The sequence below is a fragment of the Polaromonas sp. P3_B4 genome (assembly GCF_056402835.1).
Genome location: NZ_JBFUGQ010000001.1, coordinates 2,881,619 through 2,897,396, shown reverse-complemented (window position 1 = coordinate 2,897,396; position 15,778 = coordinate 2,881,619). Strand labels below are relative to the sequence as shown.

Genomic DNA, 15,778 nt, shown 5'->3' with positions numbered 1-15,778 from the left:
TCTTTCGATATCGGGCTCTAAGCAGAATTACCTTACTGCTTACGGCTTGCTGGCTGTCGGAAACGGCCAGGCAGCTTGCGGGTTCAGAGTAGTCTGAGCCGCAGGGGCAGCCGCTGCAGCGGGTGCTTTCGCAGCTTTGGCAGCAGGTTTTTTCGCGGCTTTCTTCGCAGCGGGCTTTTTCGCTGCTTTCTTGGCGGCAGGCTTTTTCGCAGCGGCTTTCTTCGCCGCTGGTTTCTTCGCTACCTTTTTCGCGGCCTTCTTGGCTGCTGGCTTTTTCGCTGCAGCTTTCTTCGCTGCTGGCTTCTTGGCCGCTACCTTCTTGGCTGCTGGCTTTTTCGCTGGCGATTTTTTCGCAGCTGGCTTTTTGGCCGCTACTTTTTTCGCTGGAGCTTTTTTAGCCGGAGCTTTTTTCGCTGCTGCTTTTTTCGCAGGAGCCTTCTTAGCCGCTACTTTTTTCGCAGGGGCTTTCTTTGGAGCAGCTTTTTTAGCCGCAGTTTTTTTCGCAGTTGCCATAGTTTTCTCCTTGATCACGTTGCAAAGAGCACTTCACGGTTGGAGTACGTAAAGCGATTCACGGCGTTGGGCCCCGGATAAACCGGTCCCAGCGCCGCGAACACAGGAGCAAAGCCCAACGCGCACTCTTCGGTGCTGTCACTGGTCATTGCAATTCTTGAAATCATTGTTCGCTTGTCTCGCGTATTTTTCTGGTCAATCAATCCCAGGAAAGGGCACCACCGGACTGGTACTCGATCACACGGGTTTCAAAGAAGTTACGCTCTTTTTTCAGGTCGATCATTTCGCTCATCCATGGGAACGGATTCTCCTCGTTGGGGAAGAGAGTTTCAAGTCCGATCTGCGTGGCACGGCGATTGGCAATGTAGCGGAGGTAGCCTTTGAACATGGACGCATTGAGGCCGAGCACGCCGCGCGGCATGGTGTCTTCGGCGTAGCGGTACTCCAGTTCGACGGCTTTCATGAACAATGCCTTGATTTCGGCCTTGAAGTCCGCCGTCCAGAGATGGGGGTTTTCCAGCTTGAGCTGATTGATCAGGTCGATGCCGAAGTTGCAGTGCATGGACTCGTCGCGCAGGATGTACTGGTACTGTTCGGCGGCGCCGGTCATCTTGTTCTGGCGACCCAGGGCAAGAATCTGCGTGAAGCCCACATAGAAGAACAGGCCTTCCATCAGACAAGCAAACACGATCAGCGACTTGAGCAGGGTCTGGTCAGCTTCGGTAGTGCCAGTTTTGAAGTGAGGGTCGGAAATCACTTCAATGAAAGGAATCAGGAACTGGTCCTTGTCCTTGATCGATTGCACTTCGTTATAGGCGTTGAAGATTTCGGCTTCGTCCAGGCCCAGTGATTCAGTGATGTACTGGTAGGCGTGGGTGTGAATGGCTTCTTCAAAAGCCTGGCGCAGCAGGAACTGGCGGCATTCGGGTGCGGTGATGTGGCGGTAGGTGCCCAGCACGATGTTGTTGGCTGCCAGCGAGTCGGCGGTCACGAAGAAACCCAGGTTGCGCTTGACCAGACGGCGTTCGTCTTCGGTCAGGCCGTTCGGGTCTTTCCAGAGCGCGATGTCGCGCGTCATATTTACTTCCTGCGGCATCCAGTGGTTGGCGCAGGTGGCGAGGTATTTTTCCCAAGCCCACTTGTATTTGAACGGCACCAGCTGGTTGACGTCGGTCTGGCCATTAATGATGCGTTTGTCGGAGGCCTTGACGCGTTGTGCCTTGGCGGGTGCGGCGGCAGACGTAGAAGGTGCTGCAGCTTGCACAGGTGCGAACGCGCCGTCGTTGAGCATGCGCACTTGCGCCTGGGGCTGCTCGGCAGTGTTCAAAGAAAGAGGCGGAAGTTCCATCGAGCGGCCTTCAGGCAAGCCGCTGTTGTGAGATGTTTGCAAAGATGGTTTGACTTCTTCGTCCCAGGTCAACATAGAGGTTTCCAATACTTTGGGATTATGAAAGCAGCGATACAAAATGAAAAGTGTTCATTCACATCGCTACAAAATTGTGTTGCTCAATTACATCGAATCGTGCGATGAAGCTCAGCGCACGATTCGGTGTTTTATTGGCAGGCCTCGCAACCTGGGTCATCGATTGCACAGAATTTGATGTCGGTCGCGGGCGATGCACTCATCTGCGCCTGCGCTGCGGCGGCTGCCGCTTCGAGCGCGCTCATGCCGCCGCCTGCCGTCGCGGTACCCGATGACACCGAGTTCATCTTGCCCGCGGTCACGGTCGACTTCTCGGCGTGCGTCGCGCTTTGCGTGCGCAGGTAGTAAGTCGTCTTGAGGCCGCGCAGCCAGGCCAGCTTGTAGGTGTCGTCGAGCTTTTTGCCCGAAGCGCCTGCCATGTAGATGTTGAGCGACTGTGCCTGATCAATCCACTTCTGGCGGCGCGCTGCCGCCTCGACAATCCAGGAAGTTTCAATCTCAAACGCCGTGGCGTAGAGCGCTTTGACGTCCTGCGGTACGCGATCGATCGGGCGCAGGGAGCCGTCAAAGTGCTTCAGATCCACCACCATCACGTCGTCCCATAGGCCCAAGCGCTTCAGGTCGCGGACCAGGTAATGGTTGATGACGGTAAATTCACCCGACAGGTTGGACTTGACCGACAGGTTGCCAAAGCAGGGTTCGATACAAGCATCCACCCCAATGATGTTGGAGATGGTGGCTGTGGGCGCAATGGCCACGCAGTTGGAATTGCGCATGCCGTCTTTGGCAATCTTCTTGCGCAAAGCGTCCCAGTCAAGGCTGGCGGAGCGGTCGACTTCCACATAGCCGCCGCGCTGCTCGGCCAGCATGTCCAGCGTATCCAGCGGCAGGATGCCCTTGTCCCAGAGCGAGCCTTTGTACGTGGCATATTTACCGCGCTCTTTGGCCAGTTCGGTCGATGCCCAGTAAGCGTGGTAGCAGACAGCCTCCATGGATTTGTCGGCGAACTCGACAGCTTCCTGGGAAGCGTAAGGCACGCGCAGCTCGTACAGGCAGTCCTGGAAACCCATGATGCCCAGGCCCACAGGGCGGTGGCGCATGTTGGAATCGCGGGCCTTCTTGACGGCGTAATAGTTGATGTCGATCACGTTGTCCAGCATGCGCATGGCCGTGGTAATGGTCTTTTTAAGCTTCTCGTGGTCGACTGCGCCGTCCTTCAGATGCTGGACGAGGTTGACCGAGCCGAGGTTGCAGACAGCAGTTTCGGTGTCGCTGGTGTTGAGTGTGATTTCGGTGCACAGGTTGGACGAGTGCACGACGCCGGTGTGTTGCTGCGGCGAGCGCACATTGCAGGCGTCCTTGAACGTGATCCAGGGATGGCCGGTTTCAAACAGCATCGACAGCATCTTGCGCCACATGTCGGTGGCCTGCAGCTTGCGGGATGGCTTGATTTCGCCGCGCTCGGCCTTGGCTTCGTAGGCGGTGTAGATTTTCTCGAAGTCCTTGCCGAACTTGTCGTGCAGGTCGGGTGTGTCCGACGGTGAGAACAGCGTCCAGCTGCCCTTTTCCATCACGCGGCGCATGAAGAGGTCGGGAATCCAGTTGGCGGTGTTCATGTCGTGCGTACGGCGGCGATCGTCACCGGTGTTCTTGCGCAGTTCCAGGAACTCTTCAATATCCAGGTGCCAGGTTTCCAGGTAGGCGCAGACGGCGCCCTTGCGCTTGCCGCCCTGGTTGACCGCCACGGCGGTGTCGTTGACGACTTTGAGGAAAGGCACGACGCCTTGCGATTCGCCGTTGGTGCCCTTGATATGGGCGCCCAGGGCGCGCACAGGCGTCCAGTCATTGCCCAGGCCGCCGGCAAATTTGGACAGCAGCGCGTTTTCCTTGATGGCGTCGTAGATGCCGCCCAGGTCGTCGGCGACGGTCGTCAGGTAGCACGACGACAGCTGCGAGCGCAGCGTGCCGGCATTGAACAGGGTGGGCGTGCTCGACATGAAGTCGAAGGACGAGAGGATTTCATAGAACTCGATCGCGCGTTCTTCGCGGTTGATCTCGTTGAGCGACAGGCCCATGGCCACGCGCATGAAGAAAGCCTGTGGTAGCTCGATGCGCTGTTTGCGCACGTGCAGGAAGTAGCGGTCAAACAGGGTTTGCAGGCCGAGGTAGTCGAATTTCAGGTCGCGTTCGGGCTTGAGCGCGGCGCCCAGGCGGGCCAGGTCGAACTGCTGGAGCTTTTCGTCGAGCAGCTCGTTTTGTACGCCCTTGGCGATGAACTGCGGGAAATACTCGGCGTAGCGAATCGCCATGTCTTCCTGACTGACTTCTTCACCCAGCACTTCGCGGCGGATGGTGTGCATCAGCAGGCGTGCGGTGGCGTAGGTGTAGTCAGGGTCTTTCTCGATCAGGGTGCGCGCTGCCAGGATGGACGCCTTGTAGACCTCGTCAATGGGCACACCGTCATAGAGGTTGCGCATGGTTTCCGCAACGATCGGGTCGGGCTTGATATCCGCGCCCAGGTTGGCGCAGGAGGCTTCAATCAACGCCTGCAGGTTGCGGATGTCCAGCGCGACGCGGTTGCCGCGGTCGGTCACATGGATCAGCGGCGCTGCGGGCGCCTGGGTTTGCGGCTGGCGTGCGCGCTCTTGCGTGCGCTTTTCGCGGTACAGCACGTAAGCGCGGGCGATCTCGTGGTGGCCGCCGCGCATCAGGCCCAGCTCGACCTGATCCTGAACGTCTTCTATATGAAAGGTTCCGCCGCCTGGGCGCGAACGCATCAGGGCGCGGATGACCGCCTGGGTCAGGCCGTCAACGGTTTCGCGGACGCTGGCCGAAGCCGCACCCTGCGTGCCATGCACGGCCAGGAAAGCCTTCATCATGGCCACGGCGATCTTGTTGGGTTCGAACGGCACCACGCCGCCATTGCGGCGAATGATCTGGTAATGGGCGAGCGGGTTGCTTTGCGCGTTGGTATCGCCGGTTGCTGGGTTGCTTGCCAGAACGCTCGACGTGACGGGCACCGCGTGTTGTGCAGTTTGCATGACTTCCTCTTTGCTTTGTTTTATGGGTGGTTTGATGTGCTGTTCGGGGGTCTCTGGATATATTGAGGTATTGCACAGGCCTATCAACCTGCTCCTTCATTTCCTGACCCAAATTACATCAAACTGAATTAGGGCTTAGACACTATACCTAGGGTATGGAGGGAATACAAGCCACTACAGGTAGTGTATCGCTGACTGAATGCACCGTTACGTTTTGTGGCTTTTTAGGCCCCATTCCAGACGCCTCGATCAGGGCTTGATGGTGGCTCGTTCAACTTCGCTGAAAGCCTGATGCCATCAGGCTTGTGAAGCTGATGCGGCGTTGTGGCGCGGCTTTTCGCGGGCTTGGGTTGAGAGCGCCGGCCACTGCTGGCGCGGTAAAAATAACCGGAAATTTCAACAGCAAGACGCACCGCAATGGTGAGTGCGTGCAGGTGCACCAGTCACATGATTTCGGGAAAACACCTAGCCGGTGACGACAGCGAGTTTTGCAGCAGAGGCCAGTTGAAGCCAGGGCCCGGGTCCTGCTTGCGGCCGGGTGCAATGTGCTCGTGCCCGGCGATGTGCTCAATGGGGTAGCGCTGCAGAAGCGAGGCGCATAGCCCGGTCAGGGTTTCATACTGGGATGCTTCAAAGGTATCTCCCTCAAGGCCTTCCAGTTCGATGCCGATGGAATCGTCGTTGCAGTTGGTGCGTCCGCGGTAGCTGGATTCCCCGGCATGCCAGGCGCGGTCGTCACAGCTCACAAACTGCCACAGAGCGCCGGTTCGGGCGATGAAAAAGTGCGATGAAACCTGCAGGCCGCGAATGCCCTGAAAGTAAGCGTGTGCCTCCCAGTCGAGCTGGTTGGTGAAAAGGCGTTCGACGTTGCCATTGCCGAACTCACCTGGCGGCAGGCTGATGGAGTGGATGACGATCAGGTCGATTTGCGCGCCGGGAGGGCGTGGACCAAAGTTGGGCGAAGCCAGTGCGCGTGCACAGCGGTACCAGCCGTTTTGCCACAAAGGCCGGGGAAGGGCATTGGGGCTCTCAGGCGGGGTCATCAGCAGGGTCAAGTCCATCGGCCAGGTCGTCATTGCCCGGCGTGGCGATATTCAGGCGTGCAATGCGGTAGCGGATCTGCCGCAGGCTCAAACCCAGCCTCGCGGCGGCGGCGGTACGATTGAAGCCGGTCTCCAGCAAAACCTTGGTCAGGATGTTTCGCTCCTGCCCGTCCAGATAATCCTGCAGGTTTTCCGGGACGGCGACGTGCTCTTCGACCGGCGCATCAAAATGCAGCACGCTTCCTTCGCCGAGCGCCACGGCCCGGTGCAGGATGTTTTCCAGCTCCCTGACATTGCCGTTAAAGGGCCTGGACTGCAGCTGCTCCATCACGGCATCCGTCAACTCGGGCATCTTGAAGCCGGACTCCTGGCAGATTCTTGACAGCAGGGCATTGCAGAGTGCCGGCAAATCCTCCCGGCGTTCGCGCAAGGCCGGCACGGCAATTTCAATCACATTGAGCCGGTAATAAAGATCCTGGCGGAATGTTCCTTCCTGGGCTTCCGCCGCCAGGTTTTTGTGCGTTGCGCTGACGATGCGCACGTCAACGGTGTCCTCCTGCGGCGAACCCAGCGGCCTGACGGTGCGCTCCTGGATGGCGCGCAGAAGTTTGGATTGCATGGCCAGCGGCAGGTCGCCGATTTCATCGAGAAACAAGGTGCCGCCCTTGGCTGCCTGGAAGTAGCCTTGCCGGTCCTGCGCTGATCCGGTGTAAGCGCCCTTTCGTGCACCGAAGAACTCCGCTTCGAGGAGGTTTTCGGGTATGGCGCTGCAATTGACGGCTACAAAAGGCCCTGTCGCGCGGTGGCTGCAGCCGTGTACGGCGCGTGCAACCAGTTCCTTGCCGGTGCCCGATTCCCCCTGAATGAGGACCGGCGCCATGCTTCCCGCCACTTTGACGATGCGCGACTTGACGGCGCGCATGACGGCAGATTCACCCACCAGTTTTTGCAGAATCTGGGTGCCGTCCCCGCTTTTTTTCTGGGCGGAGGGGGCGGTGCCGTGTTCCGGTGCGCTTCGATCGCTTTTGGCCTGTAGTGCAGGATGCTTGGCACCCTGCACGGCGGATGCCACGACACTGCGGAATTGTTTGAGGTCGACCGGTTTCGTGAGGTAGTCAAACGCGCCGGCCTTGAGTGCTTCCACCGCATTTTCGGCCGAGCCGTGGGCCGTAATCACCACGCATCGTTCGGGCCTTTGCTGGTCTATCATGTCTCGCAGTAATTCGAGGCCAAGGCCATCTGGCAGGCGCATATCGGTGATCACAGCATCGAAGTGATGCGCCTTGAGCTGCTCCCGGGCCTGCAGCAGGTCACCGGCTGCCTCCACCCGATACCCTTCCCTGAGCAGCGTCAGTTCATACAGGGTGCGCAAATCCGGTTCATCGTCAATGACGAGGATACGTGCCTGCTGGGGAACGGGAATGGGGGTGCTCATGGTTTTCAGGTTGGCATTGTGGCAAAAGAAGCCGCAGGCAAGGTCATAGACGGACTGGAGGGTGCGAATATGACAAAAAATTCGTTTCCCTCAATGCCGCTGCGCTGCACGCGCTGGTAGCCGATCAGGGCGCCATAGCGTTCGCACAATTCACGGCAAATGTACAGGCCCAGCCCGCTTGAGCGGCTTTCAGAGGAGAAAAATGGTTCGAACAGGTGTGTTTGCACGGTTTGCTCCATGGGTTGGCCATCGCTCCATACGGACAGACGGGCCTGCCCGGGCGTAACGAGCTGGGTGGAGACTTCAATGGCGTGAGAAGATGTGCTGGCATAACGCAGGGCGTTGTCCAGCAGATTGACCATCAGGCGGCGCAAATGCTCGGGCTCAAAGCACACAACGGCATTACCCGAATCTGCCGTGATCTTCATGCGTCGGGACGCTTCAGTCTGCCCTGCCCAGTCCGCGGTAATCTTGTGAGCGGTTTCGTCCAGTGCCAGGGTGGTGGTTTGTGGCGAGGGCAGGTGCGCCTGGGCACGTGAAATGTTCAATACCTCATCGACGATTCTGGCGAGACGTTGCGCATTTTGCCGGATCATGCCTGTGAGCTGGCGGTGCGGCTCGTCTTGCAGGTCTTCTTCCAGCAAGGCATTGGCTTGAGAGATCGCCGCCAGCGGATTCCTGATTTCGTGTGCCACTGCGGCCGACATGCGTCCCATGGCTGCCATCTTCTCGGTCCTCACGCGGGCCTCCATTTCACGCAGGTCCTCCAGGAACATTACACAAAGGCTTTCGTGGGTGCCATTTTTCGAGGCGGCAAGACGAGTGCGTACATGAAGCCGCCGGGTATTGCTGCCCGGGTATTCAAGGCTGATGTCCGCTTCCTGGGGGGTTTGCGTGCTGAACGTGCTGTGCATCAGTTCCGCCAGGGGCAACCAGGCCGCCTCCATGACGAGGATGAAAGGCGCGCTGCGAACTGAATCCCGGGCTCCCAGCAGGCGCCTGGATGCCGGATTGGCCGACCGGACGATGCCGTTGATATCGACCACCAGCACGCCGTCGGCCAAGGTTTCAATGACCAGTTCGTTCACCTGCGTCTGCATGCGCGCGGCGGACTGGCTGCGTTTTGCCAACTGCTCTTCACGGGCCAGCCGCAAGGCGAGGTGGTTCGCAAGCAGCGCGACCAGGAAAAAACCGGAACCGCTCAAGCCCGACTGGAGGAATCGGGCATTGAAGTCGCCCAATACCTGAAGTGAGCTCCACCAGGCGTCGGCCAGAAGCAGCAAGGTCACGCTGGCTGCGGTTCCGAAGGCCAGCAAAATCGGTCCAAGGATGGAGGCAAGGAGCACCGGCAGGGCAAACAGCGGCGTGTAGTTGATGCCGCTCGATTGCAGGAAATTGAGTGTGGAGAACGTGATGACGTCCACGCCGATGGTCAGTAACCACTGTGCGTCAAAGGTGCTTCGTGGTGGCCGCGGTTTGGCCCACAGGCGCACGGCCAGTGTGGCGCACAGGTAGGCGATGCATACCCCAATCGACCAGCGGTTGGTGATGTTGCCCAGCGCGTAGATAACCGCCTGAAGGATGACGAGTACCGTGGCGATGGCAACGCGTGCCGTCATGAAGACACGCCACAAACGGCCGAAGGAGCCCAGTTCGGGCACGGTCTCCCACGCGCCTGATGCCTTGCCTCCCGTTTCAAACCAGTGGGATGGCGTGCTCATTGGGGCCTGCTAACACTATGTTTGCAAGATGCGCTGCGCTCAAAAAGGCCTTGAGCAAGGCGCAAAACGCAGGCGGGGTAGACCCCGTCAAGGCTTTGCAACGCCGCGCAAGGCCTTTTTGATCGCAACCCGGAGGGAATGGGGTGAAAACGGCGCCACTCGGCGTTGCGCTCCTCACCCAGACTCCCGGTCTGGGATTCGTCGCGCGCCTTGATTGGCGCCGTTTTCACCCCATTCGCATTTGTAAACATAGTGTTAGCAGGCCCTAGTCTCCTGCCTGGTGGCGATGCGCGTCACTGCAATAAATCCCCTTGCCGCCTGTCAGGGCGTCGGACTTCGGCAAATGCACGTGGCAGACATCGCATGCGATCATCTCCGCAACGGCCGTTTCGCGGCCCGGTGCCTGGCGGGGACGGGCAGCCGCCGCATCGTTTCTTTCCGCATCGCGGTTGTGACGCCAGAGCCAGAAAACCACCAGCACGAATCCCAGGACCAGAAGGTATTTCATGCCCGCCTCAGAATGACTTCAAGTACAAAGCGCGAACCGGCGTAGCCCAGCAGCAGCAGGCCGGAGCCCAGGTACAGCACACGGACGGCCTTGCGGCCACGCCATCCGAGGCGCGCCCGGCCGATCAGCAGGCCGGCAAACGTCAGCCAGGCCAGGACCGAAAACACGGTTTTATGGTTCCATTTCCAGGCCAGGCCGGGCCCGTAGAGTGTTTCGGCGAACAGCCAGCCTACAAACAGCGTGGCCGACAGCAATACAAAGCCGGCCTCCACGAAGCGGAAGGTGAGCCGCTCCAGCGTCAACAGCGGCACACCCGCATCGGTTTGTGCGGCCAGCCGGATGGAGCGCTCGGAGCGCGTCATCAGCCAGCCGTGCACCACTGCGGCGGCAAACAGCCCATAAGACGCGATGCCCAGGGCCCAGTGCAACGGCAGCCAGGGGGACGCGATGGCGTGATAGGTGGTACCGGGGAAAATGACCGTCAGGATGACAGCTGCGCTGCCCAGCCCTGCCAACGCCCAGTGGGCCTGGAGTTGTGGAAACAGGCGGCTTTCGATGGCGTAAACGGTCAGCACCAGCCAGACCGTCATGGACAGCGCCGGTGCAAAGCCGAAACGCGGGGGCTCGCCCAGCAGGCCATCGGCCAGCGCCAGCGCGTGCAGCAGCCAGGCCGCCAGCAGCAGGCCGCGGATGGCGGCGGGGCCGAGGCGCGGGGAGCCCAGTGCCAATGCAGCGTAGGCGACGGCAGCACCGGCTGCCGCTGCAAGACCCCACCAGTCGCTCAAAGCTAAAATCATGGCTAGAGTTTAGCCTTTACTGCCTCTTTCCCCCCTTTCTGGCAGCCTTCCGCTGCAGCCTTTCTTTTCCACCTAACTGCGCCGCGTTTGTGGCGCCTTCCCATGGCCTCAGCTCTTACCGACAAGTTATCCCGTCTCGTCAAGGAAATGCGAGGCCAGGCCCGCATCACCGAATCCAACGTGCAGGACATGCTGCGCGAGGTACGCATGGCCTTGCTCGAGGCCGACGTTGCGCTGCCGGTGGTGCGCGACTTCATTGCCCGGGTCAAAGAAAAAGCGCTGGACCAGGAAGTGATGGGTTCTCTCTCGCCGGGCCAGGCGCTGGTGGGCATCGTTAACAAGGAGCTCGCCGCTACCATGGGCGAGGGGGTGAGCGATATCAACCTGGCAGCCCAGCCGCCGGCGGTCATCCTGATGGCCGGCCTGCAGGGCGCGGGTAAAACCACCACTACCGCCAAGCTGGCCAAGCACCTGATCGAAAAGCGCAAGAAAAAGGTGCTGACCGTTTCAGGCGACGTCTATCGCCCGGCCGCCATTGAACAGCTCAAGACGGTAACCAAACAGGCCGGCGCCGAATGGTTTCCCAGCACGCCTGACCAGAAGCCGGCCGACATCGCGCGAGCCGCCATTGACTACGCCCGCAAGCATTTCTTTGACGTGCTGCTGGTCGATACGGCTGGCCGGCTGGCCATCGACGAGGCCCTGATGGCGGAAATCAAGGAGCTGCATGCGATCCTGAACCCGGTTGAAACGCTGTTTGTGGTCGATGCGATGCAGGGCCAGGATGCGGTCAACACCGCCAAGGCCTTCAAGGAAGCCTTGCCGCTCACCGGCATCATCCTGACCAAGACCGACGGCGATTCGCGCGGCGGTGCGGCGCTCAGCGTGCGCCAGATCACCGGCGCCCCCATCAAATTCTCCGGTACCAGCGAGAAAATCGACGGCCTGGAGGTGTTCGACGCCGAGCGCCACGCCGGCCGCATCCTCGGCATGGGCGATATTCTGGCGCTGGTCGAGCAGGTGGCCGCCGGGGTGGACATGGCCTCTGCCCAGAAGCTCGCCGCCAAGATCAAGTCCGGCGACGGCTTTGACCTCAACGACTTCCTGAGCCAGTTGCAGCAAATGAAGAACATGGGCGGGCTCTCCAGCCTTCTGGAAAAGCTGCCCGCGCAAATGGCGGCCAAGGCTGGCCAGGTCGACATGGACAAGGCCGAGAAAGACATTAAGCGCAAGGAGGGCATCATCCAGAGCATGACGCCGCTGGAGCGCCGCAAGCCCGAACTCATCAAGGCCACCCGCAAGCGCCGCATTGCTGCCGGTTCCGGCGTGCATGTTCAGGAAGTCAACCGCCTGCTCAATGAATTCGAGCAGATGCAGGGCATGATGAAGAAGATGAAAGGCAGCGGGATGATGAAAATGATGAAACGCATGGGCGGCATGAAAGGCATGCCCAAGTTTTGATTGATTCGATCTTTAAGTGAAAAATGGCTGCAGCCCAATAAAGACGGGCGCAACCAGCTCCTGAATTAATAGCGTTTGCCTGTCATGAAAAAAGCCGCTTCAAGCGGCTTTTTTCATGGGTTGCCCTGAAGTCAGGCCATTCTCAGGCCGCCTTCAGCCGTGGCTTGGCCAGCCGGCTTGCATGCAGCCAGGCGCGTCGCAGCACCGCCGGCGAACGGGTTTCTTCCGGGATCAGCAGGTAGTTCTGCGCACGCAGGGCCGTGCCCACGCCTACCTTGCTGGTGAGCACCGTCATCGGGATCGCCAGCAGCAGCGGCAGGCCGACCGGGATCAGCCAGATCAAAGCCCGTGCATCGATCACGGCAATGCCGACAGCCAGCAGCGCGATCACGCCGGACATGGGCGCCAACTGCGCCAGCGCATGGCGCCAGGGCACAGCGGCCGCTTCGCGCGGGGGCGATTTCCATTCCAGCTTCAGGCCGGTGAGGGCCACCACCACAAACAGCGAATGCGCGAGCATGCGGATGGGTGCCTGCAACAGCGCGATCAGGGTTTCAAGCAAAGCGCTGCGCAGCAGGGCGACGGTGCCGCCATAGGATTGCTGCTGGCGGTTGACCAGCACGGCCACGATGCCCAGGATGCGCGGCAGGAACAGCATGCACAGCGTCCAGGCCCAAAGCGACATCAGCTCGCCGGGAAGCAGCGTCCAGTCGGCAATCATCGGCGAGCCGGACAGCCACAGCGCCGTACCCAGCGTGAGAAAGCACAGCCACAGCGGCGCCGACAGATACGCCATCGCGCCCGTGCCGAACATGGAGCGGTGTACCGGGTGAATGCCCGGCTCGGCGATCAGGCGCGAGTTTTGCAGGTTGCCCTGGCACCAGCGGCGATCGCGCTGCAGCTCGGCCAGCAAATCGGGCGGCTGCTGCTCGTAGCTGCCCACCAGGTCACCCACCAGCCAGACGTGGTAGCCGGCGCGGCGCATCAGCGCGGCCTCGACAAAATCGTGCGACATGATGCTGCCCGCCATGCCGCCCGTGCCCTTGATATGCGCCAGCGCGCAATGCTTCATGAAGGGCTCAATACGGATGATGGCGTTGTGGCCCCAGTAGTGGGACTCGCCCATCTGCCAGAACTGCATCCCCAGCGTGAAGAGGCGCCCGGTCACGCGTGAGGCGAATTGCTGCGCCCGTGCGTGCAGCGTGACGTGGCCGATGGCCTGGGTTGCGGTCTGGATGATGCCGGCCCTGGGATTGGCTTCCATCAGCTTGACCATGGAAACCAGGCAGTCGCCGCTCATCACGCTGTCGGCGTCCAGCACCACCATATAGCGGTAATCCTTGCCCCAGCGGCGGCAGAAGTCGGCCACATTGCCGGCCTTGCGGTCGGTGCGGCGTTTGCGCAGGCGGTAATAGACCTCGATCTGCGGCTGGTCGGGGTGTCCGGCCAGCTGGGTGCGCAGGTCTTCCCAGGCGGCGCGCTCGGCCTGGATGATGGCCGGGTTGCTGCTGTCCGACAGTACGAAGACATCAAAGCTCTGTACATGGCCGGTCATCGCGACCGACTCGCAGGTGGCGCGCAGGCCGGCGAACACGGTGCGTACGTCTTCATTGCAGATCGGCATGATGATCGCGGTGCGTGTGGACGCATCCAGCGGGTAGTGCTGAACCTTTTTCGCGGACAGTGCGTGTTTGTCACCAAAGATCGTGACGTAAAAGCCCATCATCGCCGTCATGAAGCCGGTCACTACCCAGGCTGACAGAAGGGCAAACAGGCTGATCTGGCCGTACTGCAGCCAGGCGTTGTCATAGTCGGGCTGCATGTCCGCAAAGATGCTGGTTGCCAGCACGGTGCTGATGACGGTCAGCAGCAGGAACACCGTGCGCCGGCGCCGGGCAGCCTGCTGCCAGCGCTCAAGCCGGGGGGCAGGCAGGCGATGGGATGGTGCCGGCGCGGAAACCCGGAATATCGACAGCATGGGCAGCAGCAGCGCGGTGGCCATGCTGTTCCAGAAGCCACGCCAGGGCCGGGGCACCATGGAGCCGCGATTCAGCGGTGGCGCCGTCACCGAATTGGGGTGGCGTTCCTCGCGCAGGGCGCTGCGTGCAGCGGATGGAATCAGAGTGTGATCAGGTTGGTCCATGTTTCGCTCACAGTGTGGTTGTCATGTTTGAGGAAGGCGCGCAGCTCAACAGGCTGGGCCGGGTTCAGCCGCAGCACGCGCAGCGTCATGCGCCATGCGCCGGTGGCGGGATTCTTGTAGGCCATGCTTTCGAGCACACGGCCATTGGCGTTGGCGCTGGAGATGGCTTCGACCTTGGCGTCCTCGGGCAGCGCGTCCAGCGCCGGGCCGGCAAAGTCGATGACGTACTGGACCTGGCCCGTGAGATCGGTTCCGGCCTTCGAGTACCCGGTGCCGCGGCGTGATTGCGTGACCCAGCTGTTGGGCGGCAGTTGCTGGTTCTTGCCCTGCCAGCTGATTTGCCAGGCGATGTCCAGCGACTGGCCAGGGGCTGGCATTTTTTCGGGTACCCAATAGGCCACCACGTTGTCATGGGTCTCATCCGGCGTGGCAAATTGAAACAGCTCGACCCGGCCGGCGCCCCAGTCGCCCACGGGCGTGACCCAGGCGCTGGGCCGCGTCTCATAGCGAGCTTCGGTGTCTTCGTAGTTGGCAAAGGCGCGGTCGCGTTGCATCAGGCCAAAGCCCTTGAGCGACTTCATGGCGAAAGACGTCACCAGCGGGGAGGACGGATTTTGCAGGGGCCGCCAGAGCCATTCACCGTCACCCGTAGCCATCATCAGGCCGTCGGAGTCGTGCACTTCGGGCCGGAAATCGCCGGGGCGGGGCTGGTTTTCGCCAAAGAAAAACATGCTGGTCAGGGGCGCGATGCCCAGCGAGGTCACGGGCGCGCTGTTGCCGGAGGTTGTGGCCGGGCGCATGAAGATGCGCGCCTGTACATTCGTGGTGGTTTGCTCGCCGGCCTGGATGTCGAACCGGTAGGCGCCTGTCATGCGCTCCGAATCCATCACGGCAAAGACGGTCAGCTGCTTGCTGTCGACTGCAGGTTTTTGAAGCCAGAAATCCGTGAAACGGGGAAACTCTTCCTTGGCTCCGCCCGCACCGCCTGCGGTGTCCACCGCCAGGCCGCGTGCCGAAAGGCCGTAGCGCTGACCCGATCCCAGCGCCCGGAAGTAGGTGGCACCGGTGAATACCACCAGTTCATCCTTGTAGGTGGGTGAGTTGAGGTTGCTGAAAAAGCGCGCGCCGCCGTGGCCCAGGTCACCCCAGGTCTCGGGTGACAGTTTGTTTTTTCCGAAATTGAATGTGGCGGGGTCGTAGGACAGGCGCTTCACGCCCGCTGTCGTGATTTCGTGAATGCGAACCGAATCACCGTGCCGGCCGACATGGAAAAAATTCGCTTCAAAGGGAAGTTTGTCGGTACGCCACAGCGTGCTGGCGGCGTTGAACCGGATGTCGCGGTAGTCGTCGTACGCCATCCTGGCGAGCTCGGTGGGCACCGCGTGGGACGCTTCGCGCCAGGGCGCTTGCGAGCGCTGGCGCGCGATAGCGGCCACATCGTCCAGATCGAAGGCATGCGCCTGGCCCGCCGCGAGCGTCAGTGCTGCAAGGCTCGCGCAGGCCGCGATACGGGCCCGCAGGGGAAAATTGAAGCGGCGCTTGGGGCCGCCGGAGGATGCCAAAAAAGGCAGGAAAAAAGCTGGCATGCCATGACTAGGGCAAACCCTGTGCCAGCTTCGAAAAATTGTTTTAAATCAACAAGTTGGGCGTGATACTTGATTTAACCAAATGTAATCCGGCTCAAAAGCGCCCA

Annotated in this window: 12 protein-coding genes; 1 reads left to right on the top strand and 11 read right to left on the bottom strand. The window is 60.7% G+C overall.

The window, feature by feature from the left end; genetic code table 11:
- Positions 1-39: 39 nt before the first annotated feature.
- From AC1DVV_RS13790 to AC1DVV_RS13750, 9 genes are all read right to left on the bottom strand, one after another.
- Positions 40-513, bottom strand: coding sequence for a histone H1-like DNA-binding protein (locus tag AC1DVV_RS13790; RefSeq protein WP_431098248.1), 474 nt, complete (start codon positions 511-513; stop codon positions 40-42).
- Between the two features lie 14 nt (positions 514-527).
- Positions 528-662 carry a hypothetical protein gene (locus tag AC1DVV_RS13785; protein WP_457281068.1) on the bottom strand — a complete coding sequence of 45 codons (135 nt, stop codon included), beginning with the start codon at positions 660-662 and terminating at the stop codon, positions 528-530.
- Positions 663-712: 50 nt separating this feature from the next.
- Positions 713-1,936, bottom strand: coding sequence for a ribonucleotide-diphosphate reductase subunit beta (locus tag AC1DVV_RS13780; protein ID WP_457281067.1), 1,224 nt, complete (start codon positions 1,934-1,936; stop codon positions 713-715).
- Positions 1,937-2,067: 131 nt separating this feature from the next.
- A complete protein-coding gene (locus tag AC1DVV_RS13775) occupies positions 2,068-4,977 on the bottom strand; it encodes a ribonucleoside-diphosphate reductase subunit alpha (protein ID WP_457281066.1) in 2,910 nt (969 codons plus the stop codon).
- 443 nt (positions 4,978-5,420) lie between these two features.
- Positions 5,421-6,038 (bottom strand): 1,6-anhydro-N-acetylmuramyl-L-alanine amidase AmpD, encoded by a 618-nt coding sequence (ampD, locus tag AC1DVV_RS13770; protein ID WP_457281065.1) that lies wholly within the window; start codon positions 6,036-6,038, stop codon positions 5,421-5,423.
- Positions 6,007-7,455, bottom strand: a complete 1,449-nt coding sequence (locus AC1DVV_RS13765) for a sigma-54-dependent transcriptional regulator (protein ID WP_457281064.1) — start codon at positions 7,453-7,455, stop codon at positions 6,007-6,009. Before AC1DVV_RS13765 ends, ampD begins: the two co-directional genes overlap by 32 nt.
- A 5-nt stretch (positions 7,456-7,460) precedes the next feature.
- Positions 7,461-9,176: a two-component system sensor histidine kinase NtrB gene (locus AC1DVV_RS13760; RefSeq protein ID WP_457281063.1), complete on the bottom strand. Its 1,716-nt coding sequence runs from the start codon at positions 9,174-9,176 to the stop codon at positions 7,461-7,463.
- A gap of 265 nt (positions 9,177-9,441) precedes the next feature.
- Positions 9,442-9,684 (bottom strand): PP0621 family protein, encoded by a 243-nt coding sequence (locus tag AC1DVV_RS13755; protein WP_477702075.1) that lies wholly within the window; start codon positions 9,682-9,684, stop codon positions 9,442-9,444.
- Complete coding sequence (locus AC1DVV_RS13750; protein ID WP_457281061.1) at positions 9,681-10,481, bottom strand: cytochrome C assembly family protein; 801 nt, start codon at positions 10,479-10,481, stop codon at positions 9,681-9,683. Before AC1DVV_RS13750 ends, AC1DVV_RS13755 begins: the two co-directional genes overlap by 4 nt.
- 102 nt (positions 10,482-10,583) lie before the next feature.
- Here AC1DVV_RS13750 and ffh point away from each other — a divergent pair, with 102 nt between their 5' ends.
- The gene (gene ffh, locus AC1DVV_RS13745; protein ID WP_477702076.1) at positions 10,584-11,942 is read left to right on the top strand and encodes a signal recognition particle protein; all 1,359 of its coding nucleotides are present in this window, start codon (positions 10,584-10,586) and stop codon (positions 11,940-11,942) included.
- A 142-nt stretch (positions 11,943-12,084) separates the two neighbouring features.
- Here the strand turns inward: ffh and mdoH are convergent, their stop codons facing one another.
- Entirely contained in the window at positions 12,085-14,085 is a 2,001-nt protein-coding gene (gene mdoH, locus AC1DVV_RS13740) for a glucans biosynthesis glucosyltransferase MdoH (protein ID WP_457281059.1), read from the bottom strand.
- A complete protein-coding gene (locus tag AC1DVV_RS13735; RefSeq protein ID WP_477702078.1) occupies positions 14,061-15,671 on the bottom strand; it encodes a glucan biosynthesis protein G in 1,611 nt (536 codons plus the stop codon). Before AC1DVV_RS13735 ends, mdoH begins: the two co-directional genes overlap by 25 nt.
- Positions 15,672-15,778: the final 107 nt, after the last annotated feature.